26 protein-coding genes are annotated in these 26,239 nt (G+C 66.7%); 15 read left to right on the top strand and 11 right to left on the bottom strand.

Annotated features, from left to right (window positions below):
• Positions 1-310 precede the first annotated feature (310 nt).
• The 5 genes from N8I71_RS12010 to N8I71_RS11990 form a co-directional block, all read right to left on the bottom strand.
• Complete coding sequence (locus tag N8I71_RS12010; RefSeq protein WP_262878226.1) at positions 311-1,285, bottom strand: DUF3179 domain-containing protein; 975 nt, start codon at positions 1,283-1,285, stop codon at positions 311-313.
• Positions 1,286-1,399: 114 nt separating this feature from the next.
• Complete coding sequence (locus tag N8I71_RS12005; RefSeq protein ID WP_262878225.1) at positions 1,400-1,984, bottom strand: peptidylprolyl isomerase; 585 nt, start codon at positions 1,982-1,984, stop codon at positions 1,400-1,402.
• Positions 1,977-2,477, bottom strand: coding sequence for a peptidylprolyl isomerase (locus N8I71_RS12000; RefSeq protein ID WP_262878224.1), 501 nt, complete (start codon positions 2,475-2,477; stop codon positions 1,977-1,979). The genes N8I71_RS12005 and N8I71_RS12000 overlap by 8 nt, the downstream gene beginning before the upstream one ends.
• A gap of 33 nt (positions 2,478-2,510) precedes the next feature.
• On the bottom strand, positions 2,511-3,005 hold the full coding sequence (gene coaD / locus N8I71_RS11995; protein WP_262878223.1) for a pantetheine-phosphate adenylyltransferase: 495 nt from the start codon (positions 3,003-3,005) through the stop codon (positions 2,511-2,513).
• Between the two features lie 194 nt (positions 3,006-3,199).
• Entirely contained in the window at positions 3,200-3,634 is a 435-nt protein-coding gene (locus tag N8I71_RS11990) for a CBS domain-containing protein (protein ID WP_262878222.1), read from the bottom strand.
• A 122-nt stretch (positions 3,635-3,756) separates the two neighbouring features.
• On the opposite strand from N8I71_RS11990, the gene N8I71_RS11985 reads away from it, so the two are divergent.
• The gene (locus N8I71_RS11985; protein ID WP_262878221.1) at positions 3,757-4,125 is read left to right on the top strand and encodes a hypothetical protein; all 369 of its coding nucleotides are present in this window, start codon (positions 3,757-3,759) and stop codon (positions 4,123-4,125) included.
• Here the strand turns inward: N8I71_RS11985 and N8I71_RS11980 are convergent.
• Positions 4,122-5,015: a LysR family transcriptional regulator gene (locus N8I71_RS11980; protein ID WP_262878220.1), complete on the bottom strand. Its 894-nt coding sequence runs from the start codon at positions 5,013-5,015 to the stop codon at positions 4,122-4,124. The genes N8I71_RS11985 and N8I71_RS11980 overlap by 4 nt on opposite strands.
• A 110-nt stretch (positions 5,016-5,125) precedes the next feature.
• Between N8I71_RS11980 and N8I71_RS11975 the strand changes: the two genes are divergently transcribed.
• Positions 5,126-6,625: a CoA-acylating methylmalonate-semialdehyde dehydrogenase gene (locus N8I71_RS11975; protein WP_262878219.1), complete on the top strand. Its 1,500-nt coding sequence runs from the start codon at positions 5,126-5,128 to the stop codon at positions 6,623-6,625.
• Between the two features lie 66 nt (positions 6,626-6,691).
• Here N8I71_RS11975 and N8I71_RS11970 read toward each other — a convergent pair whose 3' ends face one another.
• Positions 6,692-7,102: a YkgJ family cysteine cluster protein gene (locus N8I71_RS11970; protein WP_262878218.1), complete on the bottom strand. Its 411-nt coding sequence runs from the start codon at positions 7,100-7,102 to the stop codon at positions 6,692-6,694.
• Between the two features lie 214 nt (positions 7,103-7,316).
• Between N8I71_RS11970 and N8I71_RS11965 the strand changes: the two genes are divergently transcribed.
• Entirely contained in the window at positions 7,317-8,444 is a 1,128-nt protein-coding gene (locus N8I71_RS11965) for a carboxylate-amine ligase (protein ID WP_262878217.1), read from the top strand.
• A 69-nt stretch (positions 8,445-8,513) separates the two neighbouring features.
• Here N8I71_RS11965 and N8I71_RS11960 read toward each other — a convergent pair whose 3' ends face one another.
• Entirely contained in the window at positions 8,514-9,101 is a 588-nt protein-coding gene (locus tag N8I71_RS11960; protein WP_262878216.1) for a VPLPA-CTERM sorting domain-containing protein, read from the bottom strand.
• A 427-nt stretch (positions 9,102-9,528) separates the two neighbouring features.
• Here N8I71_RS11960 and N8I71_RS11955 point away from each other — a divergent pair, with 427 nt between their 5' ends.
• The 7 genes from N8I71_RS11955 (at position 9,529) to N8I71_RS11925 (ending at position 15,381) form a co-directional block, all read left to right on the top strand.
• Positions 9,529-10,671 carry an acyl-CoA dehydrogenase family protein gene (locus N8I71_RS11955; protein WP_262878215.1) on the top strand — a complete coding sequence of 381 codons (1,143 nt, stop codon included), beginning with the start codon at positions 9,529-9,531 and terminating at the stop codon, positions 10,669-10,671.
• Between the two features lie 52 nt (positions 10,672-10,723).
• Positions 10,724-11,758, top strand: a complete 1,035-nt coding sequence (locus tag N8I71_RS11950; RefSeq protein WP_262878214.1) for an enoyl-CoA hydratase/isomerase family protein — start codon at positions 10,724-10,726, stop codon at positions 11,756-11,758.
• Between the two features lie 26 nt (positions 11,759-11,784).
• A complete protein-coding gene (gene mmsB / locus N8I71_RS11945; RefSeq protein ID WP_262878213.1) occupies positions 11,785-12,660 on the top strand; it encodes a 3-hydroxyisobutyrate dehydrogenase in 876 nt (291 codons plus the stop codon).
• Between the two features lie 381 nt (positions 12,661-13,041).
• Positions 13,042-13,458 carry a DUF2852 domain-containing protein gene (locus N8I71_RS11940; RefSeq protein WP_262878212.1) on the top strand — a complete coding sequence of 139 codons (417 nt, stop codon included), beginning with the start codon at positions 13,042-13,044 and terminating at the stop codon, positions 13,456-13,458.
• Between the two features lie 175 nt (positions 13,459-13,633).
• On the top strand, positions 13,634-14,074 hold the full coding sequence (locus N8I71_RS11935) for an RDD family protein (protein WP_262878211.1): 441 nt from the start codon (positions 13,634-13,636) through the stop codon (positions 14,072-14,074).
• 95 nt (positions 14,075-14,169) lie between these two features.
• Positions 14,170-14,988 carry an arginyltransferase gene (locus N8I71_RS11930; RefSeq protein WP_262878210.1) on the top strand — a complete coding sequence of 273 codons (819 nt, stop codon included), beginning with the start codon at positions 14,170-14,172 and terminating at the stop codon, positions 14,986-14,988.
• Positions 14,989-14,991: 3 nt separating this feature from the next.
• Positions 14,992-15,381, top strand: a complete 390-nt coding sequence (locus tag N8I71_RS11925; RefSeq protein ID WP_262878209.1) for a VOC family protein — start codon at positions 14,992-14,994, stop codon at positions 15,379-15,381.
• 49 nt (positions 15,382-15,430) lie between these two features.
• On the opposite strand, the gene N8I71_RS11920 is transcribed toward N8I71_RS11925, so the two are convergent.
• From N8I71_RS11920 to N8I71_RS11910, 3 genes are all read right to left on the bottom strand, one after another.
• The gene (locus N8I71_RS11920; protein ID WP_262878208.1) at positions 15,431-17,785 is read right to left on the bottom strand and encodes a TRAP transporter large permease; all 2,355 of its coding nucleotides are present in this window, start codon (positions 17,783-17,785) and stop codon (positions 15,431-15,433) included.
• An 81-nt stretch (positions 17,786-17,866) separates the two neighbouring features.
• The gene (locus N8I71_RS11915; protein ID WP_262878207.1) at positions 17,867-18,778 is read right to left on the bottom strand and encodes a TRAP transporter small permease subunit; all 912 of its coding nucleotides are present in this window, start codon (positions 18,776-18,778) and stop codon (positions 17,867-17,869) included.
• A gap of 119 nt (positions 18,779-18,897) precedes the next feature.
• Entirely contained in the window at positions 18,898-19,983 is a 1,086-nt protein-coding gene (locus N8I71_RS11910; protein ID WP_262878206.1) for a TRAP transporter substrate-binding protein, read from the bottom strand.
• Positions 19,984-20,643: 660 nt separating this feature from the next.
• Here N8I71_RS11910 and N8I71_RS11905 point away from each other — a divergent pair.
• From N8I71_RS11905 to N8I71_RS11885, 5 genes are all read left to right on the top strand, one after another.
• On the top strand, positions 20,644-22,410 hold the full coding sequence (locus N8I71_RS11905) for an acetolactate synthase 3 large subunit (RefSeq protein WP_262878205.1): 1,767 nt from the start codon (positions 20,644-20,646) through the stop codon (positions 22,408-22,410).
• Between the two features lie 272 nt (positions 22,411-22,682).
• Positions 22,683-23,102 (top strand): universal stress protein, encoded by a 420-nt coding sequence (locus tag N8I71_RS11900; protein ID WP_262878204.1) that lies wholly within the window; start codon positions 22,683-22,685, stop codon positions 23,100-23,102.
• A 69-nt stretch (positions 23,103-23,171) separates the two neighbouring features.
• Positions 23,172-24,821, top strand: coding sequence for a BCCT family transporter (locus N8I71_RS11895; RefSeq protein ID WP_262878203.1), 1,650 nt, complete (start codon positions 23,172-23,174; stop codon positions 24,819-24,821).
• Between the two features lie 129 nt (positions 24,822-24,950).
• Positions 24,951-25,511 (top strand): acetolactate synthase small subunit, encoded by a 561-nt coding sequence (gene ilvN / locus N8I71_RS11890; protein WP_262878202.1) that lies wholly within the window; start codon positions 24,951-24,953, stop codon positions 25,509-25,511.
• Between the two features lie 159 nt (positions 25,512-25,670).
• On the top strand, positions 25,671-26,219 hold the full coding sequence (locus N8I71_RS11885) for an SRPBCC domain-containing protein (protein WP_262878201.1): 549 nt from the start codon (positions 25,671-25,673) through the stop codon (positions 26,217-26,219).
• Positions 26,220-26,239: the final 20 nt, after the last annotated feature.

Below are 26,239 nucleotides of genomic sequence, written 5' to 3'. Positions count from 1 at the left end.
ATTGGGCCGGCCATGCCGCGTCAATGGCGCAGCGCGGAGCGGAGGCCGAAAGGGATTGCGCCGCCTTCGGCGTCGCCCGGCGCCGCGGGCCGACGCCCGCGGCAAATGTCCTGCATCAAGGGGGCTCCGCCCCCGCCGGCCTTGCCGGCTCCCCCGGAGTTTTGGGCCAGGATGAAGGGCGAACCGGGTCCCTCCTTCATCCTGGCAGGAAACTCCCGCCGGAGGCATCAGCTCCGACGAGGGGCCTTCAGGTCCCGAAGGCGGAGCTTCGCCGGTCGGCGGCGAAGCCGCCGAAAGCGCTCGGCACGCGCTACCGGCCGAGCATCCACTCGCCCTCGGGCCAGAAGGCATGGAAGGCGAAAGCGAACATGACGTCGTGGACGACGTCGGCGCCGGCGGTGCCACGCACCCGGATCTGGCCAACGTCGCGCCCCTCGGACATGCGGGCGGCGTCGAGCGCCGAGGCCTTGCCTGCCCCCCAGCTGATGACGAGGCCCTGCTCGGCGATCCGGCCCGCCGCGGCAATGCGCGAAAGCGGCCACGCACGGGAGCCCACGCGCACCACGCGGGCCAGAGGTTCGATGCCGTGAGGCGGCATCTCGCCCGAGAAGAGGAAGGGCCGCGCACTGGTGTCGTAACCGACGTAGGGATTGCGGCCGTAGGGACGGGACGCGTCCGGCTCGGCCATGACGAGGCCGTCGGGATGGGCGGTCCTGAAGCTCTCCCAGCTTTCGACCCAGGCGACGAGCGGCTCGAGCCGCGCGCCCGCGAACACGCCGACGATGCCCTCGCCGGTCGCCTGTTGCCACCAGCTTTCCGTCTCGCGGTCGAACATCACCATATCGGAATGGCGCAGGTTGCCCGAAATGCCGAAGGTCAGCACCTCGTCCCCCACCCGCCGGTCGAACACGAGCGCGGTATTGCACAAGGGGCAGAAGGTGACGGCCACGGGAACGCCCGCCACGACGTCGTTCACGATCTCGTGCCACGTCAGGTAGCGCATCGGGTAGGCACGGGCCACCTCGCCCTCGGGAACCAGCGTCAGGACCGGTTCGCGCCGGCCGATCGCATCCTCCTGCGCGGCGGGCAGGAAGCGCGGGCCGTCGATGGCCGGAATGCCATCGCGCCCCACCCCGCCCGATACGATCTCGGAGAGATCCACGGTCGTCCTGTCGAAATCGGTGCGGGGCCATTGCCCGAGGTCGGGCGGGGTCTGCGCGGCGATGGTGCCGAGCGGCAGGACGAGTGCGATCGCGAGCGCGCGGATCACGGGTGCGACTGACATGAGGGGCCCTCCGACGCGGCCGGACGCGTCGGCCACCCGAATGAGGGTGCCACGAAAAAGGGGGCCCGGAAGCCCCCTCTCACGCGAATGTGCCGGGATTGGAGTCCTCGGCGGCTATCCGTCGTTCCCGGTTTCCTCTGGGGCAACCGGGTCCTCCTCGAGCACGCGCAGTGCCACCATCCTGTCGGGCTGGCCGATCACGGCACCGTTCCGGCCCCGGCCGCGCTTGATGGCATCGACCACGTCCATGCCCGCGACGACGGTGCCCACCACGGTGTATTGACCGTCAAGGGGCGGGGCGGCGTCGAACATGATGAAGAACTGCGAATTCGCGCTGTTGGGCGATTGCGCGCGCGCCATGCCGACGATCCCGCGTTGGTAGGGGATGTCCGAGAACTCCGCCGGCAGGTCCGGATAGGTCGAGGCGCCACGTCCGGCATAGCGCATGTCCTGGCCCATGCGCCCGAACTCGACATCGCCGGTCTGGGCCATGAAGCCGTCGATCACGCGGTGGAATACGACATCGTCATAGGCCCCCTCGGCGGCAAGCGCCGTGATCCGCTCCACGTGCTGCGGCGCGACCTCCTCGAAGAGGTCGATCACGATCGTCCCCTGGGCGTCGCCCTCGACATCGATCTCCAGACCGGTGGCGAAGGCGGGCGCGGCCGCGAGGCAGAGCGCGAACGCGAGTTTATTCATCGGCTGCGACCTTCACCGAAACCATCTTGTCGGGGTTCGCGGGCGGCTCGCCGCGCGTGATGGCGTCGACATGCTCCATACCCGAGATGACGCGGCCATAGACCGTGTACTGGCCGTTCAGGAAATGGTTGTCGCTGAAGTTGATGAAAAACTGGCTGTTGGCCGAATTGGGGTTGGACGAACGCGCGGCCCCAAGAGTGCCGCGGTCATGCGGCAGCTTGGAGAATTCCGCCGGAAGGTCGGGCTTGGAGGAGCCGCCGGTTCCCGCGCGGCGGATGTTGCCACCCTCCTTGCCATGTTCCACGTCGCCCGATTGGGCCATGAAGCCATCGATCACGCGGTGGAAGATGACGCCGTCATAGGCGCCCTCGCGTGCCAGTTCCTTCATGCGCGCGCTGTGCAGCGGCGCCACGTCGGGCAGCAGCTCGATGACGACGGTGCCGTCCTTCAGTTCCATCAGGATGGTGTTCTCGGGATCCTTGATCTCGGCCATGTCTTTCTCCGGTTTGTCTCTGTGGGGCGCGCTTCAGCGCGCGAATTTCGCCTTGAGTGCGGTCGCCACCTCGTGCGGCACGAAATGCGACACCTCGCCCCCGAGCCGTGCGATTTCCTTCACCAGCTTGGATGCGATGGCCTGGCGGTCGGCTTCGGCCATCAGGAAGACGGTCGTGATGTCGGCATCGAGCTTGCGGTTCATGCCGACCATCTGGAATTCGTATTCGAAATCCGCAACCGCGCGCAGGCCGCGGATGATGATGCCTGCGCCCACGTCGCGGGCGCAGTCGATCAGGAGGTTCTCGAAGGGATGGACGACGATCTCGGTGCCGGTGCGCGCGGATAGGAGGGCGCATTCCGCCTCGACCATCGCCACGCGTTCCTCCAGCGTGAAGAGCGGGCCCTTGTCGCGGTTGATCGCCACGCCGATCACCAGGCGGTCCACAAGCTTGCAGGCGCGCTTGATGATATCGACATGGCCCAGCGTGATGGGATCGAATGTCCCGGGATAAAGCCCTGTTCGCATGGTCTCGTCCCTGCCCCGTCTGGGCCCTGCCGCGGGCCCGCCGTATCGTGGCGCGACCCAATCACCGGGAACGCGGGTTTGCAACCCCCCGCTGAGGTCGCAACCGCGTGCCGGGCCGGTCCGAAGGGCCTCCGGCCGCGCGATTTTTCGGCCGCGGATGGCCCGGACCTGCGGCCCTTGCACGGGACCGCCGCTCAGAAACCCTTGATCATGCCCTCGAGCGCGTCCTTCTCCATCTCCAGCTTGGCCAGTTGCGCCTTCACGACGTCGCCGATGGAGATGAGGCCGACCATTTCGCCCGCCTCGATCACCGGCATGTGGCGAAAGCGGCCCTCGGTCATGGACGCGAGAACGCTGTCGGAGCTTTCCGACAGGCGGCAGCCGACGATTTCCTTCGTCATGATCTCGTCGACAGTGCGCGCGAGGCAGGCGGCACCGCCCGCGCCCAGTTCGCGCACGATGTCACGTTCCGAAAGGATACCCGACACCGCCTTGCCGTCGGGCGATACCACGATCGCACCGATCCGGCGGGTGGACAGAAGCTTCGCCGCCTCGGCCACGCTCGTTCCGGGCGCGACCGTGACCACTCCGTCATCGGATTTCGACCTGAGGATCTGTTGCACCAGCATGTTGCACCTCCCTATGCCATGCGTCGCCTTTTCCGTCTCTCCCGGGTAAAGCGTCCGTCGCGCATGGGCCGGGTGTCAAGGAAAACAGCGATCCGAGGGGGGCCTTGGCGGGATGGGGCGGCATGCGGTACCCTGTGGCGCCGCACCCCGGGCCGGAGGGAAACGTGACACCGCACCTGACCATCCTGGCGATCAACGCGGTTCTGATCGGGGCCGCCTACGGGCTGATTTACCCCCGTCTTTCGCCCCTGACCGCGCGCCGCATGATGAAGGCCGATGCCGTCGTCACGGCGCTGGCCTTCGGGGCCGCCGCGCTTCTCTTTGCCGGGCGGGGGCTGGATTTCGGCATCGGACCGGTGCCGATGTCGTGGTGGGTCTTCAGCCTCCTGTCGATGCTGGTGATCGAGGCGCCGGTCTTCTGGGCCTTCTGCCGGGTCAACGGCGTCTCCCTCGCCGACATCGACGCCCCGGCGCGACCGCCCGGGCGCTAGCCGGCCGCTACCGCCTCGAGCCGCGCGATCTCGGCCCGGACGCCGTCGCGCAGAAGCCCCGCGAACCGGTCGAGGCGCGCATCGCGGGGGCCTGCATGGCTGAGCAGCCAGAAGGTGCGCCGAAGCGCGACCTCGTCGGGAAGGACCCGCACGAGTTCGGGCGCGAAGGGCAGCGCGAAGTCATGCACGATGGCGAGGCCCGCGCCCGCCCGCGCGAAGCCGAGCTGCACCGAAACCGTATTCGAGGCGAGCGGCACGCGCGACACGCCAAGCCCGCCCAGATAGTCGAGCTCGGCATCGAAGATCATGTCCGGGATGTAGCCGACCATCCGCGCGGCCCTCAGGTCGCCCACGGCGCGCGGCGTGCCGTGCGCGTCGAGAAACCCCTGCGTCGCGGCGAGCGAGAGGCGGTAATCCGACAGCTTCTCGGCGCGCAGCCGGTCAGTCTTGGGGGCCGAGACCGCGATGGCGAGGTCTGCCTCCCGGCGCGAGAGGTTCACGACACGGGGCAGCGCGAGGATCTGTATGTCCAGATCGGGGTGCGCCGCCGCGATGGCCTCGCAGACCTGCGGCAGGAGGAAGGTGGCGCAACCGTCCGGCGCGCCGATCCGGATCGTTCCCGAAAGGCTCCCCGATCCGTCGCGGCCGGCCTCGAGCCCCTCGCGCAGCGCCGCCTCCGCCGCCTCCGCGCGGGGCAGCAGGCGCTGACCCGCCTCGGTCAGGCGGTATCCCTGCGGCGACTTCGCGAACAGAACCGTGCCGAGGGCCTCCTCCAGCCGTGCGATGCGCCGCCCGGCCGTGGCGGGGTCGAGCCGGAGGCGGCGGCCCGCGCCCGACAATCCCTCCTCCCGCGCAACGGCGAGAAAGACCCGCAGGTCGTCCCAGTTCATTCTTGCACCCTTTGCATTTTCGCAAAACGACTTTGACAACCTGCCGCTTTTGCACGCGTCTCTGCAAGGCTATCCTGCGCGGCGAGAGACATCCCGAGGGAGAGAGAACCATGGAAGAGATCGGACACTGGATCGACGGCAAGCGCGTGGCGGGCACGTCAGGGCGCTTCGCCGACGTTTGGAACCCGGCCACGGGCGAGGTGCAGGCCAAGGTCGCGCTCGCCTCCAAGGCCGAGCTCGACGCCGCCGTGGCCTCGGCCGCGAAGGCCCAGGTCGCCTGGGGCGCGACGAACCCGCAGCGCCGCGCGCGGGTCATGATGAAATTCGTGAGCCTTCTGAACCGCGACATGGACAAGCTGGCCGAGGCGCTTTCCCGCGAGCACGGCAAGACCCTGCCGGATGCGCGCGGCGACGTTCAGCGTGGCCTCGAGGTGGTCGAGTTCTGCATCGGCGCGCCGCACCTCCTGAAGGGCGAATACACCGACAGCGCGGGCCCCGGCATCGACATGTATTCCATGCGCCAACCCATTGGCGTCGCAGCTGGAATTACGCCGTTCAACTTCCCCGCGATGATCCCGATGTGGAAGATGGCCCCCGCGCTCGCCTGCGGGAACGCCTTCATCCTCAAGCCGTCCGAGCGCGATCCCTCCGTGCCGATGATGCTGGCCGAGCTGATGCAGGAGGCGGGTCTGCCGGACGGCGTCCTTCAGGTCGTCAACGGCGACAAGGAGGCGGTGGACGCGATCCTCGACAACCCGACGATCTCGGGCGTGGGTTTCGTCGGCTCCACCCCCATCGCGCAGTACATCTACGAACGCGGCTGCGCCAACGGCAAGCGCGTGCAGTGCTTCGGCGGCGCCAAGAACCACATGATCATCATGCCCGACGCCGACCTCGACCAGGCGGCCGACGCGCTGGTGGGCGCGGGTTATGGCGCGGCGGGCGAACGCTGCATGGCGATCTCAGTCGCGGTCCCGGTCGGTGACGAAACCGCCGACCGCCTGATCGCGAAACTCGTGCCGAAGATCGAGGCGCTGAAGGTCGGCCCCTACACCTCCGGCGAGGACGTGGACTACGGCCCCGTCGTCACGCCGATGGCCAAGGAGAACATCCTGCGCCTGGTGCAGTCGGGCGTGGATGCGGGCGCGGAGCTTGTCGTCGACGGGCGCGACTTCAGCCTGCAGGGCTACGAGGACGGGTTCTTCATCGGCCCGCACCTGTTCGACAAGGTCACGCCCGACATGGAGATCTACCAGAAGGAGATCTTCGGTCCCGTCCTGTCCACCGTGCGCGCCCAGTCCTACGAAGAGGCGCTGAAGCTTGCCATGGACCATGAATACGGCAACGGCACCGCGATCTTCACCCGCGACGGCGACACCGCGCGCGACTTTGCCAACCGGATCAACATCGGGATGGTGGGCATCAACGTGCCGATCCCGGTGCCGCTGGCCTATCACACCTTCGGCGGGTGGAAGAAGTCGGTCTTCGGAGACCTCAACCAGCACGGGCCGGACGCCTTCCGGTTCTACACGCGGACCAAGACCGTGACCGCACGCTGGCCGAGCGGCATCAAGGAAGGCGGCGAGTTCACCATTCCGGTCATGGAATAGAACGCCGGCCATACGCAACGACAAGGACCCCTGCCCCGACGGGCGGGGGTCCTTTGCTTTCGGACGTCAGGGATGCGCCGGATCGGGAGGCCCTTCGGCCGCGACGACGGGCGGCACCGGCACCGGCCCTTCTGGCGAACCGGACGGCGCATCCGCGACCGCGAAGGCCCTCAGCGCCTCGGCCAGGGGCCCGCGATGGGCGCGCGCCCTCAGGCACTCGAAGCTGCCCGCGCGGAAGGCACGGCAGGCCTCGGGGCGCTCCTCGTAGATGCCGCACATGAGCCGACCCTCCGGCGTCGCGGTCAGTTGCGCGCAATGCCCGCAGGTCATCGCCATATAGCGGCCGCCCTCGATCTCGGTCGTGGCGGTCTCGGGGATCGCGCGGCCGCGATCCTCGGGCAGAAGCGCGACATAGCGGTCGTGACCGCCGAAGCAGCAGGCCCCGCAGGCCGTGCAGTCGAATGTGGGGGAGGACACCGGAGCACCCGAACGCCGCGCCGGCGGGGCGGCCCGATGCCCCCCGCGATGCGCCGGAGCGGCATCTAGATCGCGCCGTGCCGGCCGGCAAGATGGCGGCCCGCCCCTGTCGGGTTTTCCGCGCGGATTTTTGCCTTTGCAACGACCCGGCCCCGGGGCCATCCTGCCCGGACACGTTTCGAGGGCGGTCCGTCGCGGCCGCAGGGAGGACCGCGTGACGGAAAAGGCCTATACTCTCGGGATCGAGGAGGAATACCTCCTCGTCGACCGCCAGACCGGCGCCCTGACCGAGGCGCCGCCCGAGCTGATGGATGCCTGCGCGGCTAAGCTGGAGGGCCAGGTCAGCCCCGAGTTCCTGCAATGCCAGATCGAGATCGGCACCCGCGTCTGTCCCGACATCGCCGCCGCGCGCGAGGACCTGCGTCGCCTGCGCGCCACCGTCTCGGACTGCGCGGCCAGCTTCGGCCTGACGCCCATCGCGGTGTCCTGCCACCCCTTCGCCGACTGGAAGGACCAGCACCACACCGACAAGGACCGCTACAACCAGCTTGCCCGCGATCTCGGCGGCGTGGTGCGGCGGATGCTCATCTGCGGGATGCACATGCACGTGGGCATCCCCGACGACGAGACGCGCATCGACCTGATGAACCAGCTGTCCTATTTCCTGCCGCACCTGCTGGCGCTGTCATCCTCCTCGCCGTTCTGGCAGGGGCAGGACACGGGTCTTGCCTCCTACCGGCTGACGGTCTTCGACAACCTGCCCCGGACGGGTCTGCCGCCGAGGTTCGATTCCTATGCCGAGTACGAACGCACGACCGGGACCCTGATCGACCTCGGCCTGATCGAGGACACCACGAAGATCTGGTGGGACCTGCGCCCCTCGCACCGGTTCCCGACGCTCGAGACGCGGATCTGCGACGTCTGCCCCCGGATGGAGGATGCGCTGACGCTGGCCGCGACGGTGCAGTGCCTCGTGCGCCACCTCACGCGGCTGAGACAGTCGAACCTGCGCTGGCGGATCTACGACCGCTTCCTGGTGAACGAGAACCGCTGGCGCGCGCAGCGCTATGGCGTGAACGAGGGGCTGATCGACTTCGGCCGGCGCGAGATCGTTCCGGTGGCGGAGCTGACCGCGGAACTCGTGGAGATCCTGGCCGAGGATGCCGAGGCGCTGGGGTGCATGGCCGAGCTTGCGCGCCTGGCCGGCATACCCGGCCGCGGCACCTCATCCGACCGCCAGCGCGAGGTGCGCGCCGCCGCGCTGGCGGCGGGCGCCGACGAGGCGGACGCGATGCAGGCCGTGGTGCAGCACCTGATCGAGGAGTTTCACGCCGACCTCTGAGCGGCCGTCCGAACGGAAAAAGGGCGCCCCGTGGGACGCCCTTCCTCAGTATCCTTCCGAAGCTTCGGCTCAGGCCGTTGCGACCGTCCGGCGGCGCCAGAAGGCCATGCCGCCCAACGCCGTCAGCAGCAGAAGCCCCGCGGCCGGCACCGGAACCGGCGCAATGGAAACCTCGATGTCGTCGATGCGGACCGAACCCCGGTTGAGGTTCTGGAACGAGATGCTCGTGATGTTGTCGAACAGGCCCGCGACGCTGACCGTCTGGCCGCCATTGTTGTGCGGATAGGAGGTCTGGACAAAGTCGACGAGGGATGAACCGCCCGTGACCCTGAGCGTGTTGTCGAGTGCCCGGCCAAGGAACTGGAACCAGAACTCGGTCACGCTGAAAGTGCCGCCGCCGACGCGCGACAGGGTGACGATCTCGCCACCGGTCACGTTCGGGTTGTTGTTCGGCGTGACCTCGAGGCAGGGCGCAATGGCGCAGTTGCCGCTGTTGACGGTCGGATTTCCGCTGGGATGGTCGGTCGTGAGCTGGAACAGCCCTCCACCGAGGATTCCCCCCGACTCGTCGCTGAAATCCAGCGTGAGCGCGCTCGCCTGACTGGCCCCGAAAGCCAGTGTCAGGGCCAGGAAGGCCCCCGCGAGATATGACTTCAAGATGTATCCCCTCCAGGAAAAAAAGCATTCGAACCCGAAAGGCCAGGACCTACGACCTGGCATCCGCCATCCGGGTGTCGCGCCGCCGAAAGCTACAGACAAAGGCTGCCTCGACAGTTGAACAGGTCAAATTATACCATCGCCATTTTTTGGCCACAAACACAATCGCAGCGGGCACTCCCGGTTCCGCTGTTCGATCGAGAGAATTCCGGGAGCTACCGTTGCCGATCTGGAAACAACGCTTCTTTTCACGGGAAAACAGGCGCGAATGCGAAACGGTTTTTCGGCCATCGGGGCGAATCGAGGCACCTGCGAGAGCATCGCCCGCCACGCCTTCCCTCGGTGATCGCGCTTGCCTCCCGGACGGCGCGGCGTTAATTAAACAAGCGTTCATTTCCGGCGCGCGGCAGGCAGGGAGGGCAGGCCCATGGATTTCGCACTGAGCGAGGAACAGTCCGCGATCTTCGACATGGCGCGGGCCTTCGGCGAGGCCGAGATCGCGCCGCATGCGCGCGATTGGGAGGCGCAGAGCACGATCCCCAAGGACCTCTGGCCCAAGGTGGCCGAACTGGGGCTCGCCGGCATCTACGTGAGCGAGGAGAACGGCGGCTCGGGCCTCTCGCGGCTCGACGCGACGCTGGTCTTCGAGGCGCTCTCGCGCTCCTGCGCCTCGGTCGCGGCGTTTCTCTCGATCCACAACATGTGCGCGAAGATGCTCGACAGTTTCGCAAGCGCCGAGCTGCGCGACCGCCTCCTGCCCCGCGCGCTGACCATGGAAACCGTCTTCTCCTACTGCCTCACCGAGCCCGGCTCGGGCTCGGACGCGGCGGCGCTGAAGACGAAGGCCGTGCGCACGAACGAGGGATACACGCTCGACGGGACCAAGGCCTTCATTTCGGGTGGCGGCTATTCGGATGCCTATATCGTCATGGCCCGCACCGGCGAGGAGGGCCCGGGCGGCATCTCGGCACTCGTGGTGGAGGACGGGGCGGAGGGCCTTTCCTTCGGCGGGCTGGAGGACAAGATGGGTTGGCGTTCGCAGCCGACCCGACAGGTCCAGTTCGATGGCTGCGCGATCCCCTCGGGGAACCTTCTCGGCGAGGAAGGCCATGGCTTCCGCTACGCGATGATGGGGCTCGACGGCGGGCGGCTCAACATCGCGGCCTGTTCGCTGGGGGCCGCGCAGGCGGCGCTGGAGGCGACGCTGGCCTACATGGGCGAGCGCAAGGCCTTTGGGAAGTCGATCGACCAGTTCCAGGCGCTGCAGTTCCGGCTGGCCGACATGGAGATCGAGCTTGAGGCCGCGCGCGTCTTCCTGCGCCAGGCGGCCTGGAAGCTGGACACGGGCGCGCCGGACGCCACGAAGGCCTGCGCCATGGCCAAGAAGTTCGTGACCGAGGCAGGCTCGCGCGTGGCGGACCAGTGCCTGCAGCTGCATGGCGGCTACGGCTATCTCGCCGATTACGGAATCGAGAAGATCGTGCGCGACCTTCGCGTGCACCAGATCCTCGAGGGCACCAACGAGATCATGCGGATGATCGTGGCGCGCCAGATGCTCGCGGCGCGCTGAGGTCAGGACGGGTCATGCGTATTTTTGGAAAGATGAAGGAACGGCACCGCCCATGAGCGGAGACATCCAGATCCGCAAGGAAGGCCGCGCGGGGCGCATCACGCTGAACCGGCCGCAGGCGCTGAACGCGCTGACATGGGACATGTGCCGCGCGATCGAGGGCGCGCTCGACACTTGGGCGCAGGACGACGCAGTGGCGCTTCTCGTCATCGACGGAGCGGGCGAGAAGGCTTTCTGCGCGGGCGGCGACATCGCGGAGATGCACGCCACGGGCAAGGCGGGAGATTTCGACTACGCGCGGCGTTTCTGGGCCGACGAGTACCGGATGAACGCCAAGCTGTTCAATTTCCCCAAGCCGGTGGCGAGTTTCCTGCAGGGCTTCACCATGGGTGGCGGCGTTGGTGTCGGCTGCCACGGATCACACCGGGTGGTGGGGGAGAGCTCGCGCATCGCGATGCCTGAATGCGGCATCGGGCTGGTGCCGGATGTCGGCGGTTCGCTGATCCTGGCGCGCGCGCCGGGGCGGCTCGGGGAGTACCTTGGATTGACGGCGGCGCGGATGGGACCGGGCGATGCGATCCATGCGGGCTTCGCCGACTACTACCTGCCGGAGGCGGGCTGGGACGCGCTGAAGGCCGAATTGTGCGACACCGGCGACTGGGAGGCGGTGGACCGCGCCGCCCAGCCCGCCCCGGAGAGCGCGATGGCCGCGGAAGCCACCTGGATCGACCGGCTGTTCGGGGGCGAGACGCTGCGGGATATCTTCAACGCGCTCCGCTTCTCCGACGGCCCCGTCGCGGCCCGCGCTCTGGCGGCGATGGAGAAGAACAGCCCGCTGTCGATGGCCTGCACGGTGGACCTGATCCACCGGGTGCGGGGCCGCGACACGATCGAGGGGGCGCTGGAGCTGGAATACCGTTTCACGTCTCGCGCCATGGAGAAGGGCGATTTCCTCGAAGGGATCCGCGCGGCGATCATCGACAAGGACCGGTCGCCGCGATGGCGGCATGACCGGATCGACGGCGCCCCGGCGACGGAGGTGTCGGGGATGCTCTTGCCGCTCGGCGCCGATGGGCTGAAGCTGTGATCTGAAGACGGCAGGGAGGGACGGACATGAAGATCGGATTCATCGGGCTTGGCAACATGGGTGCGCCGATGGCGGCGAACCTCGTGGCCGCGGGCCACGCGGTGACGGGCTACGACGTGGCGGGCGTCACCGTGGAGGGCGTCGCGCAGGCGGGAAGCGCACCGGACGCCGCCAGGGGCGCGGAGGTGGTCATCACCATGCTGCCCAACGGCGCGATCCTGCGCGCGGTGGCGGCCGAGGTGCTGCCCGCGATGGACAAGGGCGCGGTCCTTCTGGACTGCTCGACCGTCGACGTGGCCTCGGCGCGCGCGGTGGCGGCGGAGGCAGAGGCCGCCGGCATCGGCTTTCTCGACGCGCCGGTCTCGGGCGGCGTCGGCGGCGCGGCGGCGGGGACGCTCACCTTCATGGTGGGCGGAAGCGACGGGGCCTTCGCGACCGCGAAACCGCTTTTCGACGTCATGGGGCAGAAGGCGGTGCATTGCGGACCGGCCGGCAACGGCCAGGCCGCGAAGATCTGCAACAACATGATCCTTGGCGTCACGATGATCGCCACCTGCGAGGCTTTCGCGCTGGCCGACAAGCTGGGCCTCGACCGACAGGCGATGTTCGACGTCGTGTCGACCTCATCGGGGTATTCCTGGAGCATGAACGCCTATTGCCCCGCGCCCGGCATCGGCCCGAAGAGCCCCGCCGACAACGACTACAAGCCCGGCTTCGCGGCGGAGTTGATGCTGAAGGACCTTCGGCTGTCGCAGGACGCGGCCGAAGGCGCGGACGCGGACACGCCGATGGGCCGTCTCGCGGCGCGGCTCTACGAGACATTCGTCGAGGACGAGGACGGCAAGGGCCGCGACTTCTCGGCGATGTTGCCGAGATTCGAGTCACGTGGACGAAGCGACTGAAACCCGGGAAACCGCGATTTTTCTTGACCGGGAAACAAAATGTGGCATCATTTGGGGTGACACTCCAAGATATGTCCGCAGATTTGCCCGGCGCGCGGCGAAAATGACGACCAGGTGCACCTCGTGCCGCAGCGCCGGGCAGCGGACCCCAAGATCGAACCTCTGATCTGGAATGTCCTGCCCCACCTCGCGTGGGGTTTCTTTTTGCCCAGATCCCTGCCGGCGCCCCGCGACCGGAACGCGGAATCCCGGCGCTCGCGACCGTCTTCCGAAAATATGTAAAAAAGATTCACTTCGCCTCTTGCGGGGCGAAGGCGGCTCCCCATATGCGTTAATGTGATTAACATTTACATTCACTGAGAGCCGACAAGGAGACCCCAGATGACTGCATCCTCCACCGAAGTTCCGATGGCCCAGGAGGCCCGGGGCTGGTTCGCCAGGGCCGAGGCCTGGCTCGACGCCCGCGGCAAAGGCGCATGGATCGCCGCGATGGTCCTTGCCTTCATCCTGTTCTGGCCGCTCGGCCTCGCCCTTCTCGCCTACATGATCTGGAGCAAACGCATGTTCAACGGAAGCTGCGGCAACGCCCGCCACATGACCCGCCACAAGTTCCGCACGTCCGGCAACACCGCCTTCGATGCGTACAAGGCCGACACGCTGCGCCGGCTGGAAGAGGAGCAGGACGCCTTCGAGGCCTTCCTGCAGCGGCTGCGCGACGCCAAGGACAAGTCGGAATTCGACCAGTTCATGGACGATCGTGCGCGCAAGGCACGGACCGACGACACGGCCGAGGCCTGAGCCACCTGTCCCGCCCGCATTGCGGGTGGGGCATCACGGCCGAAACGACACCATGGCGCGCCCCCCTGACGCCATGGTTCCGGCCGCGGCACGGTGCCCGACACGTCCCCTGACGGCGCCTGCCGCGGCCACTTGTCCCTTTTCAAACGAGATGACGATGTCCATGTCCCACGCCATGACCCTGACCGGCGGACTGCCCGACCCCGAATACGACCACGCCTTCTATGACGGCGTGCCCGCCAAGCGCTTCTTCGCCTGGGTGGTCGATGTTCTCATCATCAGCGCGATCTCTCTGGTCCTCGGGCTTCTGACGCTGACGGTGCTGCTGTGGGTCTGGCCGATCCTCTATTTCACCGTCTCCTTCCTCTACCGGTCGGCCACGATCGGGACCGGGTCGGCAACGCTCGGCATGCGCCTGATGAACATCGAGTTGCGCAATGCGCTCGGCCATCGGTTCACCGGCGGCGAGGCGATGGTGCATACCGGCCTCTACCTCGTGCTGTCGGCGTCGATGATCCTGCAGATCATCTCCGTCGGGCTCATGGCCGCGACGCAGCGCCACCAGGGCCTGCACGACCACATCCTCGGAACCGCGGCGATCAACCGGCCGCGCTAACCAGCGACGAAAAAACGTGTTGCGGGCCGTGGTCCGGGTGAGGCAGGCTATAGGCCGAGGACGACCAAGCACGACCCACCCGGACTGCCCGCATCATGCGTCATACCCTGCCCATAGCGCCGCAATTCTACGTGACGGCTCCGCAGACCTGCCCGTATCTCTCGGGCCGGCGCGAGCGCAAACTGTTCACGGCGCTTCAGGGAGAGCAGGCGGAAAAACTGAACAACGCGCTGTCGAAGCAGGGCTTCCGCCGGTCGCAGAACGTTCTCTATCGCCCCTCCTGTACCGAATGCGCGGCCTGTCTGTCGGCGCGGATCCGGGTCGCCGACTTCGAACCGCGCAAAAGCCAGAATCGCGTGATGAAGCGCAACGGCAGCCTCGTGCGCTCGGCCCGTTCGGCCTGGGCCACGGAGGAGCAGTACGCGCTGTTCCGTCGCTACCTCGATGCCCGCCACGCCGATGGCGGCATGGCCGACATGGACGTCTTCGAGTTCGCCGCGATGATCGAGGAGACGCCGGTCAAGACGCGCGTCGTCGAATACCGCGACCGCCAGCGCGACGAGGCGCTGACCGCGGTATGCCTGACCGACATCCTCGATGACGGGCTGAGCCTCGTCTATTCCTTCTTCGACCCCGACCGCACGAAGTCGTCGCTGGGGTCCTACGTGATCCTCGATCACGTCGCGCTCGCCCGGGAGGCGGGGCTGCCTTATGTCTATCTCGGCTATTGGGTGCCCGGCTCGGACAAGATGGGATACAAGGCGCAGTTCCCCGCGCTCGAGGTCTATGTCGGCGGCCAGTGGCAGCCGATCGGAAAGCCCAACGATTACTCCAACCAGACGCACCCGCTCTCGGTCGACCCGATCGCGCAGCAGGTGGCGCAGATCACGCTTCCCGACCTTCGCGGCGCCTGAGAGGTGCCGAGCCGGATCACGTTCCTTGTCCCGGAATACGACGAAGGGCTGACCTTTTTCGTGGAGGGACTTGGCTGGACCTGTGTCGAGGATATCGACCAGGGGCGGAAGCGCTGGGTCGTCGTAGCGCCGCCGATGCCGGGAACGGCACTGATCCTCGCCCGCCCCACCAGCCCCGCGCAGGTGGCCGCCATGGGCGCCCAGGCGGGCGATCGCGTCGCCTTCTTCCTCGACACCGACGATTTCGCCAGAGACGCGGACCGGATCATTGCGGCCGGGGGGCGTTTCCTCGAAGAACCGCGCGACGAGGCCTATGGCCGGGTCGCCCAATGGCGGGACCCCTGGGGCAACAAATGGGACCTGATAGGCCCGGCGACGCAACCGCGAACGTGAAAGAGGGGCGCCAGGCGCCCCTCTTTGCGTTTCTCGGTGCCGGACCCGGCTAGTTCAGGAGATCCGGCAGGATCGTCACGATGCCCGGGAAGAAGTAGAGCAGCAGAAGCCCGATCACCTGGATCAGCACGAAGGGGACGACGCCACGATAGATGTGGCCGGTCGTCACCTGTGGTGGCGCCACCCCGCGCAGGTAGAACAGCGCGAAGCCGAATGGCGGCGTCAGGAACGACGTCTGCAGGTTGACCGCGATCATGATCGTCACCCAGGCCGGATCGAGCGTTCCGCCGTAGATCACCGGCCCGACGATGGGGATCACGATGTAGATGATCTCGAGGAAGTCGAGCACGAAGCCGAGGATGAACAGGATCGCCATGACGACGAAAAACACCACGAGTTCGTTGTCGAAGCTGCGCAGGTACTGCTGGATGTGATGCTCGCCCCCGAAGGAAATGAGCACGAGGTTCAGCATCTGCGAACCGATGAGGATGGTGAAGACCATCGACGTCACCTTCGCCGTCTCGCGGACCACCGGGCTGAGGATGTTCGAGCGGAACAGCACCCAGCACGAGAACAGGAGCCCGAAGAACGCGAAGTGATAGGCCATTTGCGCCAGGACGTAGGCGATCCAGTCCTCGATCGGCACGACCTCGCGGGTGATGCGCAGGTCGAAGTTCACGCCCAGCAGGATCATGATGACGATGGCGAAGCTCGCCCAGATCACGATCTTCGACTTGCCGTTCTCTTCCTTCAGCTTGCGATAGGCGGCGAGCATGATGGCGCCCGACGCACCCAGCGCCGCGGCGGGCGTCGGGTTGGTGATGCCGCCGAGGATCGAGCCCAGCACCGCCACGATCAGGATCAGCGGCGGGAAGACCACGCGGAGCAGGTCGTTGCGCGCAAGCCGCACCATCGCCTCGCGGCAGCCGTAGAGCGTCAGGATCGTCGGCACGGCAAGGATGAGGAAGGTGGCACCCGAACTCGTCGCGGGCGTCAGCACCAGGATATCGAGGAGGAAGGCCAGCGCGATACCCCCTGCCCCGACCAGCAGAGGCGTCGGCGAGGACGTGGGCGAAATGCCCCGTGCGATGGTCAGGATCAGGCCGAGCAGGACGAAGATCGCCGTGACGCCCGTGCCGATCGGGGCGGCCGTGAGAACTGCGGCGGCAGCGGCCGCGGCGCGTTCCTCGTCCGTCATCTCGGCGGCGGCGGCGGCTGCCTCTTCTTCGGCCGCGGCACCGGCCGCGCGGGCCTCGACCGCCCTATCCCAGGTTTCCTGGCCATGCAGCTCGATCATCGCCGCCTGGCACTGCTCGCTGACGTTGGTGCGCAGCACCCGCTCCTGCTGCGGCCCGGCATCCACGAGGTGCGGGCTCTGGGTGCCGATAAGGCCGCCGTTCGCGGCCAGACCGACGACGATGAGGATCGCGGCCGGAACGCCGAGGAACCAGGTCAGGCCCTCGTTGCGGGTCACGGGTTCGGAGGTGCTTGCGCCGAACTCGACCGCGGGCGCCTTGGACGGGTTCAGAAGCGCGAAGCCGAAGGCATAGGCGCCATAGAGGAATGCGAGGAAGAGACCCGGCAGAAGCGCGGCCTGGAAGAGCGTCCCGACCGAGAGGACAGCGGGCTCACCCAGGTAGGTGAGCGCGTCGGAACATCCCGCGAGCTGCGCCCGCGTCTCCTGCCCCGTGGCGTAGAGGTCGCCCACAAGCGTGCCGAGAAGGACGATCACGATCGACGGCGGGATGATCTGGCCGAGCGTGCCCGAGGCCGCGATGACGCCGGTGGCAAGCTCGGGCGAATACCCGTTCCTGAGCATGGTCGGCAGGGCGAGAAGGCCCATCGTCACCACGGTCGCGCCGACGATGCCGGTCGAGGCCGCGAGGAACGCGCCCACGATCACGATGGACACGGCAAGGCCGCCCGGGAGCGGGCCGAAGACCCGCGCCATCGTCGTCAGAAGTTCCTCGGCGATCTTCGAACGCTCGAGCGTGATGCCCATTAGGACGAACATCAGCACGGCGAGCAGCGTCTCGATCGACTGGCCAGCGATGACGCGCTCGTTCATCCGGTTGACGATGAAGGAGATATTGCGCTCCATCGCCTGTTCCCAGCCGCCCGGGAACAGGTGTTCCTCGATCCTTGGCAACTCGGGGTATCGGAATACGGATATCGATTCCCGGATGACCCCTTCGGCAACGAGCGCCGAGTATTCCGCCGATGACGTGTCGATCGCCTGGTGTATCAGGAGGCCGGCACTGTCCAGCGCGGCGATGATCGCGAAGGAAATGACGCCGGCGCCGCCGATGGCGAAGGCGACCGGAAAGCCTGTCATGATCCCCGCAAAGAGCGTCAGGAACACGATGATCAGGCCGATCTCGACCCCATCCAATCCGAACAGCATGGTCCTGTCTTTCCCCTCAATCCGGCGTCATCACGGGAGACGCCGTCAGTCCCAAAATCGAAAGTCGCGCGACGGCCCGGCTCAGGTCGAGCCGGAGTGAATCGCGTGCTCCAGTTCCTCGGCCTCGTCGCCCAGCTTGTCGCGGTCGAGATATTTGCCCTCGCTCGCTTCGCCCTCGAGCCATTCCAGATACGAGCGCCAGAAGAAGGCGATGGCCTGAAGGAAGACCATGACGCAGAACAGCACGATCAGCACCTTGAACAGGAAGTAGGCGTTGAAGCCGTTCGGGCTGAAGCCGATGGTCTCCACGTTCCAGCGGAAGATGCGCGACTGCATCAGCATGCGGTCAAGCTCGCTCGTGGACGTCACCGAAGGCGTCATCAGGTGCCGCCACATGAAGAACCAGGCATAGAGATACGTGATGACGATGGCCGGCATCATGAAGATCAGGCAGCCCACCATGTCGATGACCTTCTTCGTGCGGAACTTCACCGCCGAGTAGACGAGGTCGACGCGGACATGGCCGCCCTGCACGAAGGTGTAGGCCACGCACAGCGTGACCACGAGCGCGTTCCAGAACTTCAGGCCCTCGGCCCACCAGCTGAGATCCATGGACAGCGCAATGCCGAGCGGGCCGAGCTCGATCCCGGACACACGGAAGATGCGCTGAAGAAAGACGATCATGACCTGGATCAGGACCATGATGAGGCCCGCCCACGCGGCCGTGCGGCCGACGACGTTGGCGAAGCCTTCGAGGATGCGTACGCCCCACCACAGGATGTCGCGCTTCCAGGCCATGCCGAGCGCGGTGATGATGAGGAACGTGGTGAAGGCCACGAAGAACAGTTCGACCGAGGCGCCGTAGTAGATGAAGCGCATCACGGCCTCGGGATTGGCCCAGTCGAGCCATGCCCCCGGATTCGTGAGCGCGACGAACAGGTGATACGGGGCCAGCGCGATATTCTGCAGCACCCATAGGATGAAATCGATCATGCTGTGATCCCCCGAACGCGGGCATGCCGTGCAGTCCGGACCCCCAGTGGTCCACGCACGGCGCAAGGCCCCGCCCGGACCGCGCGAGGCGACCGGACGGGACGAACTTTAGGCAAGGCTCAGCCTGCGTTGACCCGGTTACGCTGGCGCATGAATTCGCCGTCGGCGATCTCGTACCAAGCCGACGACTCATTCATCGAGGCGAACACGCTGTTGGCGATCTCGGCGTAGATCGGGTCGCCCATGTTCTCCTGGCGCACTTCTGCAGCAGCGGTTCCGAACGCATCCCACACTTCATCGGGGAACTGGCGGACCTGAACGCCACCGGCCTGCAGGCGGGCAAGCGCCGCGCCGTTTTCAGCCAGCGAAAGCGCGGTGTTCTGCGCGTGTGCGGCTTCGCAGGCGACCTTGCAGACGGTCTGCTGGGTGGGCGTCAGCGATTCCCAGATCTGCTGGTTGAACACCAGCGACAGGGTCGAACCCGGCTCGTGGAAGCCTGCGGCGTAGTAGATGTTGGTGACTTCCTGGAAGCCCATCCGCTCGTCGGCATAGGGGCCGATCCACTCGGCGCCGTCGATCTGGCGCGAGGCCAGCGCCTGGTAGATCTCGCCGCCGGGGATGTTCTGGACGGAAGCACCCAGACGACCCAGCACCTGGCCACCCTGGCCGGGCATGCGGAAGCGCAGGCCCTGCAGGTCTTCGACCGAGTTGATCTCGATGTTGAACCAGCCGCCGGGCTGCATCGCCGTCTGGCCGCACATCAGCGGCTTGAGGCCGAAGAGCGACGACAGGTTGTCGTGCAGTTCCTGACCGCCACGACGGTAGTACCAGTTGGCCATTTCCTGCGCCGTCATGCCGAAGGGCACGGCGGTGAAGAACGCAAAGGCGGGGTGCTGGTTGAGGAAGTAGTATTCCGCCGAGTGGTAGAGGTCGGCCTGCCCGGAAGACACGGCGTCGAACACCTCGAAGGCGCCCACAAGGCTGCCTGCAGGCATCTTGTTGAAGCTGAGCTGACCGTCGGTCATCGCGGTGATGTAGTCGATGGCCAGCTGGGCGGCATCATCGAAGACGGCGAAACCGTCGGGCACCGACGTGACCAGCGTCAGCGTGCGGTTGCCTTGAGCGTAAGCCGGTGCCGCAAGGGACGTGGTTGCGGCTGCTGCGCCGCCGAGTGCAGACGTGCGCAGGAATGAACGGCGATCCATAGATATCCTCCCATTGGATGTCCCGCGGGCCTCCCCGGACCGCGAGTTCAAATTCGCTGTGGCGGCACGTTAGCGAAGCGACTCGCGTCGTGAAACAGGTTTTCGCGTCCGAAGGGCACTTTTTTGTAAAATTTCCTTACCAAAATCCGCGCAATTTGACCTGATCAACTCCGGGTTGTGGTTCGTTAGCGCTATCGGAGCATCTGTCCTCGGCCGATCCGCAGGCGCGGCGTGACAGCTGTGAATCGTTTCCGCGACAAAGGTGGGCATCCGGCGGTCGCCCGCGGGACGCGCCCGGACACGTCCGACACGCATCTGCGGGATGCGGCGTGCCGGCACGGAGGTTTCGCCCAGCCTCATCCCGAAATCGCTTTGTTGCGCGAAACGCCGCGCTTGCGACAGATTATTCACAAAGCCGGGCGTTTCGCGGTTGACGCCCCCTGCCCCCCTCCCTAGTGTCCGCAGCGTTCGAAAGCCGGAGCAGGTCATGGACCTCCTTATCGTAGTAGTACACAGGATGCGCATGGGTCGGTGACGGCAGCCATACTCACACCCCATGCGCCCTCGGAAACTCCGGGGGCTTTTTTATGCCGGACACCCCAAGGCGTGTCGGGCATCGCGTAACGGAAGATCGTGGTCAGGAAGAGAAGGAACCCCGCGATGGAACCCCAAAAGACGGTCCAGATGACCGGAGCGAAGATGGTGGTCGAGGCCCTCAAGGAGCAGGGCGTCGAAGTCGTATTCGGCTATCCGGGCGGTGCGGTGCTTCCGATCTACGACGAGATCTTTCAGCAAAACGCGATCCGCCACATCCTGGTCCGCCACGAGCAGGGCGCGGTCCATGCCGCCGAGGGCTATGCGCGCGCGACCGGCAAGCCGGGCGTCGTGCTGGTCACCTCGGGTCCGGGCGCGACGAACGCGGTCACGGGGCTCGTCGACGCGCTGATGGATTCGATCCCGATCGTCGTGCTCACCGGCCAGGTCCCGACCTTCATGATCGGCTCTGACGCCTTCCAGGAGGCCGACACCGTCGGCATCACGCGCCCATGCACCAAGATGAACTGGCTGGTGAAGGACACCGACCGGCTGTCGGGCACGATCCACGAGGCGTTCCACATCGCGACCCAGGGGCGCCCCGGCCCGGTCCTCGTCGACATCCCCAAGGACGTGCAGTTCGCCACCGGCGCCTACACCGCCAAGCCGCAAGCCAAGATCGAACATTACCGCCCGCGCGTGAAGGGCGACTCGGCCGTGATCGAGGCGCTGGTCGAGGCGATGGAGACGGCGGAACGCCCGGTCTTCTATACCGGCGGCGGCGTCATCAACTCGGGGCCCCGCGCCTCGGCGCTCCTTCGGGAACTGGCGCAGGCCACGGGCTTCCCCGTCACCTCCACGCTGATGGGCCTCGGCGCCTATCCAGCCTCGGGGAAGAACTGGCTGGGCATGCTGGGGATGCATGGTCTCTACGAGGCCAACCTCGCGATGCATGGCTGCGACCTGATGATCAACATCGGCGCGCGCTTCGACGACCGGATCACGGGCCGGATCGCGGATTTCAGCCCGGGCAGCCGCAAGGCGCACATCGACATCGACCCGTCCTCGATCAACAAGGTGATCCACGCCGATTTCCCGATCATCGGCGACGTGACCCACGTGCTGGAGGAAGTGCTGCGCGTCTGGAAGGCGCGCGGGTCGAAGACCAACGCATCCGCCCTGGCCGCGTGGTGGGCGAAGATCGAGGAATGGCGCGCGGTGAAGTGCCTGCGCTACACCAACTCCGAGACCACGATCAAACCGCAATACGCGCTGGAGCGACTCGAGGCGCTGACCAAGGGACGCGACCGCTACATCACGACCGAGGTAGGCCAGCACCAGATGTGGGCGGCGCAGTTCCTGGGCTTCGAGGATCCCAACCGCTGGATGACGAGCGGAGGCCTCGGCACCATGGGCTACGGCACGCCCGCCTCCATCGGCGTGCAGATCGCGCACCCGGATGCGCTGGTCATCAACGTGGCGGGCGAGGCCTCGTGGCTGATGAACATGCAGGAGATGGGAACGGCGGTGCAGTACCGCCTGCCCGTCAAGCAGTTCATTCTCAACAACGAGCGCCTCGGAATGGTCCGCCAGTGGCAGGAACTACTCCACGGCGAGCGCTATTCGCATTCCTGGTCCGAGGCCCTGCCCGATTTCGTCAAGCTGGCCGAGGCGTTCGGGGCCAAGGGCATCCTGTGCACCGATCCCAAGGATCTCGACGACGCGATCATGGAGATGCTCGACTACGACGGTCCGGTCATCTTCGATTGCCTCGTGGAGAAGCACGAGAACTGCTTCCCCATGATCCCGTCCGGCAAGGCGCATAACGAGATGCTGCTTGGCGAGGCCGACACGCAGGGCGTGATCGGCGCGGAGGGCGGCGTGCTCGTCTGATCCGGGACCTGGCCGAGTAACGGCCAACGGAAAGATCTGGAAGGCGGCGGGACCGGAAGGTCCGGCCGCCTTTTCCTTTTGCCTGCATGGGAAAATCCGGCGTTTCGCCCCCCCCGGCCCGCGACCGGGTTGCAACCTGAACCATGGGTGTTAGCCTAATCGCGACAAAAATATGTCGCTTTTGGGCTATGTCCCGTCGTCCATGTCCATGTTCGACGGGCTCATTCCCTCACCCAATGCGTCGCAAGACACCCAAAGGAGAGGAGGGGCACGTGTTCAGACACATCATGGTTCCGGTGGACCTCGGCCATGCCGACCGGCTCGACCGGGCACTGGGCGTGGCGGCCGATCTCGCCCGGCATTACGGGGCGCGCGTGACTTATGTGGGGGTCACCGTGCCGCAGCCGAGCACCGTCGCGCACAACCCCGAGGAATTCGCGGAGAAACTCGCCCGTTTCGCGGCGGCCGAGACTGAGGTGCGCGGCGTCGTCGATGCCGGCAGCCACCCGATCGTCTCGCACGACCCCACGATCGATCTCGATGGCAGGCTTGCCTCGGCGGCCGACGAGCTTGGCGCCGATCTCATCGTCATGGGCAGCCACATTCCGCGCCGCTTCGAACTTCGCAGCCATGGCGGGCACCTTGCCGCGCTCAGTCATCACTCGGTGATGCTGGTCCGCGACCCGGCCTGAACCGCAACCGCAGCCGCCGCCGCCCCGCCAGAGGGCGGACGCCACCGCAAAAAGAACAGGGATACCGTCATGACCGACGACACGAACCTACAGGGCATCCCGGCGCCGGAAGGCGACGTGGACCTGATCGAGACCGAATACGACATCGGCCAGGACAATATAGAGGGCGCCGTCGGCCCCTTCGGATTCGACATCCACAACCCCGTCTTCCTCATCTCCGGCCTCTCCATCGTCGCCTTCGTGGTCTACGCGCTTCTGGCCCCGACGCAGGCGGCGGATTTCTTCGGCTGGCTCCGGCCCGCGCTGACGTCCAGCTTCGACTGGTTCTTCCTGCTGTCGGCGAACGTCTTCGTCATCTTCTGCCTCGCGCTCATCGTCCTGCCGGTGGGCAAGGTGCGGCTCGGCGGGGCGGACGCGACACCCGACTATTCCTATGCCGGCTGGTTCGCGATGCTCTTCGCGGCGGGCATGGGCATCGGTCTGATGTTCTTCGGGGTGCTGGAACCGGCCTACTACTTCGCCACGCCCTGGGGCGACGCGCCCTTGGGCACGATCCGCCCCTTCGCCGAGGACGGCACCCTGATCGAGGCGAACGTCCAGGAGGCGCGGCAGATGGCGCTGGCCGCCACGTCCTATCACTGGGCGCTGCACCCATGGGCGATCTACGCGGTCGTGGCCCTCGCCCTCGCGCTCTTCACCTACAACAAGGGCCTTCCGCTCACGATCCGCTCGGCCTTCTACCCGCTGCTCGGCGAACGCGTCTGGGGCTGGTGGGGCCACATTATCGATACGCTCGCGGTCTTCGCGACGCTCTTCGGACTGGCCACTTCGCTCGGCTTCGGGGCGCAACAGGCCAATGCCGGGCTGAACTACGTCTACGGCATCCCCCAGAGCATCACGGTGCAGGTCATCCTGATCGTCGCCATCACGGCCGTCGCGCTGATCTCGGTGCTGCGCGGCCTCGACGGCGGCGTCAAGGTCCTGTCCGAGATCAACATGGTGATGGCCTTCGCGCTGCTGATCTTCGTCCTGTTCGCGGCCGGCGCGGCCACGATCCTGTCGGAGTTCGGCGAGGGCATCGTCGGCTACTTCCGCGAGGTGGTGCCACTGTCGAACCCGTTCGGGCGCGAGGACACGGGCTACATGCAGGGCTGGACGGCCTTCTACTGGGCGTGGTGGATCTCGTGGTCGCCCTTCGTCGGCATGTTCATCGCCCGCGTCAGCAGGGGCCGCACGGTGCGTGAATTCGTGACCTGCGTCCTCATCATCCCCTCGCTGGTCTGCGTCCTGTGGATGGCCGTCTTCGGCGGCGCGGCGATCAACGACATGATCGCCAACCCCGAGACCTCGGCCGTGAAGGCCAACGTCATCGACACCTACAGCCCGGAGCTCTCCCTGTTCGCGATGCTGGAAAGCCTACCCATGGCCTCCATCACCTCGACGCTCGGGATCATCCTGGTGATCGTGTTCTTCGTGACGTCCTCGGACTCGGGCAGCCTCGTGATCGACACGATCACGGCGGGCGGCAAGATCGACGCGCCCGTCCCGCAGCGGGTCTTCTGGTGCACGTTCGAGGGGCTGGTGGCGATCGCGCTGCTGATCGGGGGCGGCCTTGCGTCCCTGCAGGCCATGGTGATCTCCACCGGCCTGCCGTTCACGGTGGTCCTGCTGCTCCTGTGCTACGCGATCTGGCGGGGGCTGAAGGCCGAACCGACCTGAGGCACCCCCGCGCAAGGCTCCGGGCGCCCATGATGTGGCGCCCGGAGGCCTCCCCGAGGGCCATTCGCCCTTGAACGCGCGGCGCCCGCGTGCTTTCTCCTGCCCGACCGCAAGGAAGGGACCCTGCCCATGTCGCCGCTCAACATCGAAAAAGGCTCCTCCAGCCATTCAGCCTACGACCTGCGCAGCCACATGTCCGACGAGATCGAGACGCACACGCTGGCGGTTCTGGTCACCAACGAGGCGGGCGTGCTGGCGCGCGTGATCGGGCTTTTCTCGGGGCGCGGCTACAACATCGACAGCCTCACCGTGGCCGAGGTCGATCACGAGGGGCACCGCTCGCGCATCACCATCGTGACGAGTGGCACGCCGCAGGTCATCAACCAGATCAAGATGCAGCTGGAGCGCATGGTGCCCGTGCACGAGGTCGCGGACCTCACCGTAGAAGGCGCCTTCGTCAGCCGCGAGCTGGCGCTGATCAAGGTCATGGCCAAGGGCGAGAAGCGGGTCGAGTCGCTGCGCATCGCCGAAATCTTCCGCGCCAACGTGGTCGACAGCACGCTGGAAAGCTTCGTCTTCGAGATCACCGGCACGCCCGAGAAGGTCGACGCCTTCACCGAATTGATGCGCCCCCTCGGCGAGGTGCGCCTTGCCCGGACCGGCGTCGCCGCCATCGCACGCGGACTTTGACGTCGGACCCCCCGCTCCGGGTTCGCGCGCGGTGCCGACAAACCTCGGCGCAGTTTAGGCTTTCGACCCTCGGGGATTAAGACCTTGCCAATCTTTCGGTGGCTTTCTCGGCGCATCGAAACCCGGGGCGGTGCCGCCCCAAGACGCAAGGATACCCCGATGCCGTTCCCCAGGATACCGACCCCGGCGCTCGGGGTGGCCGCCGCCCTTCTGGGCTGTGCCGCCGTCGCCGCCACGGTCGGCGACATCGACCTTGGGGCGGACGTCGCCGGGTCGATCGAGACCATGATCGAGATCGACGCGCCGCCGGGCGTGGTCTGGGCCACCTTTTCCGACACCGACAGCTATGGCGACTGGAACCCGATGCTGCGCAGGGTCTCGGGGGAATGGACCGTCGGCCAGACGCTCGATGTCAGCCTCGGGGACGCCACAGCGTTCGAGATGCGCCCCCGCGTCGTCGTGGCCCGCGATGCGGCCGAGCTGCGCTGGGTCACGGCCATGGGGTGGATCCCCGGACTGTTCGACGCGGAACACTTCTTCATTCTAGAGGACACGGGGAGCGGGACCACCCGCCTGCGCCACGGCGAAACGGTCTCGGGCTTCCTCGCCTACATCGTCCGGCCACGCATGTCCGAAACCACGCGCCTCGCCTTCGGCGAAATGAACGCCGCCCTCAAGGCCCAGGTCGAAGCCCGCGCCGGAACCTGAGCTCCGGACCCGAACCACCG

The sequence above is a fragment of the Roseicyclus sediminis genome (genome assembly GCF_025515305.1).
In the GTDB taxonomy this organism is placed as follows: Bacteria; Pseudomonadota; Alphaproteobacteria; order Rhodobacterales; family Rhodobacteraceae; genus Roseibacterium; species Roseibacterium sediminis.
The sequence above is the reverse complement of the archived record's forward strand: the minus strand, read 5'-3'. Positions and strand labels throughout refer to the sequence as shown.

Coding starts and splice junctions, on each gene's coding strand:
- N8I71_RS12010 (WP_262878226.1), bottom strand. CDS start 1,285: ATGTCAGTCGCACCCGTGATCCGCGCGCTCGCGATCGCACTCGTCCTG.
- N8I71_RS12005 (WP_262878225.1), bottom strand. CDS start 1,984: ATGAATAAACTCGCGTTCGCGCTCTGCCTCGCGGCCGCGCCCGCCTTC.
- N8I71_RS12000 (WP_262878224.1), bottom strand. CDS start 2,477: ATGGCCGAGATCAAGGATCCCGAGAACACCATCCTGATGGAACTGAAG.
- coaD (WP_262878223.1), bottom strand. CDS start 3,005: ATGCGAACAGGGCTTTATCCCGGGACATTCGATCCCATCACGCTGGGC.
- N8I71_RS11990 (WP_262878222.1), bottom strand. CDS start 3,634: ATGCTGGTGCAACAGATCCTCAGGTCGAAATCCGATGACGGAGTGGTC.
- N8I71_RS11985 (WP_262878221.1), top strand. CDS start 3,757: ATGCGGTACCCTGTGGCGCCGCACCCCGGGCCGGAGGGAAACGTGACA.
- N8I71_RS11980 (WP_262878220.1), bottom strand. CDS start 5,015: ATGAACTGGGACGACCTGCGGGTCTTTCTCGCCGTTGCGCGGGAGGAG.
- N8I71_RS11975 (WP_262878219.1), top strand. CDS start 5,126: ATGGAAGAGATCGGACACTGGATCGACGGCAAGCGCGTGGCGGGCACG.
- N8I71_RS11955 (WP_262878215.1), top strand. CDS start 9,529: ATGGATTTCGCACTGAGCGAGGAACAGTCCGCGATCTTCGACATGGCG.
- N8I71_RS11950 (WP_262878214.1), top strand. CDS start 10,724: ATGAGCGGAGACATCCAGATCCGCAAGGAAGGCCGCGCGGGGCGCATC.
- mmsB (WP_262878213.1), top strand. CDS start 11,785: ATGAAGATCGGATTCATCGGGCTTGGCAACATGGGTGCGCCGATGGCG.
- N8I71_RS11940 (WP_262878212.1), top strand. CDS start 13,042: ATGACTGCATCCTCCACCGAAGTTCCGATGGCCCAGGAGGCCCGGGGC.
- N8I71_RS11935 (WP_262878211.1), top strand. CDS start 13,634: ATGACCCTGACCGGCGGACTGCCCGACCCCGAATACGACCACGCCTTC.
- N8I71_RS11930 (WP_262878210.1), top strand. CDS start 14,170: ATGCGTCATACCCTGCCCATAGCGCCGCAATTCTACGTGACGGCTCCG.
- N8I71_RS11920 (WP_262878208.1), bottom strand. CDS start 17,785: ATGCTGTTCGGATTGGATGGGGTCGAGATCGGCCTGATCATCGTGTTC.
- N8I71_RS11915 (WP_262878207.1), bottom strand. CDS start 18,778: ATGATCGATTTCATCCTATGGGTGCTGCAGAATATCGCGCTGGCCCCG.
- N8I71_RS11910 (WP_262878206.1), bottom strand. CDS start 19,983: ATGGATCGCCGTTCATTCCTGCGCACGTCTGCACTCGGCGGCGCAGCA.
- N8I71_RS11905 (WP_262878205.1), top strand. CDS start 20,644: ATGGAACCCCAAAAGACGGTCCAGATGACCGGAGCGAAGATGGTGGTC.
- N8I71_RS11895 (WP_262878203.1), top strand. CDS start 23,172: ATGACCGACGACACGAACCTACAGGGCATCCCGGCGCCGGAAGGCGAC.
- ilvN (WP_262878202.1), top strand. CDS start 24,951: ATGTCGCCGCTCAACATCGAAAAAGGCTCCTCCAGCCATTCAGCCTAC.
- N8I71_RS11885 (WP_262878201.1), top strand. CDS start 25,671: ATGCCGTTCCCCAGGATACCGACCCCGGCGCTCGGGGTGGCCGCCGCC.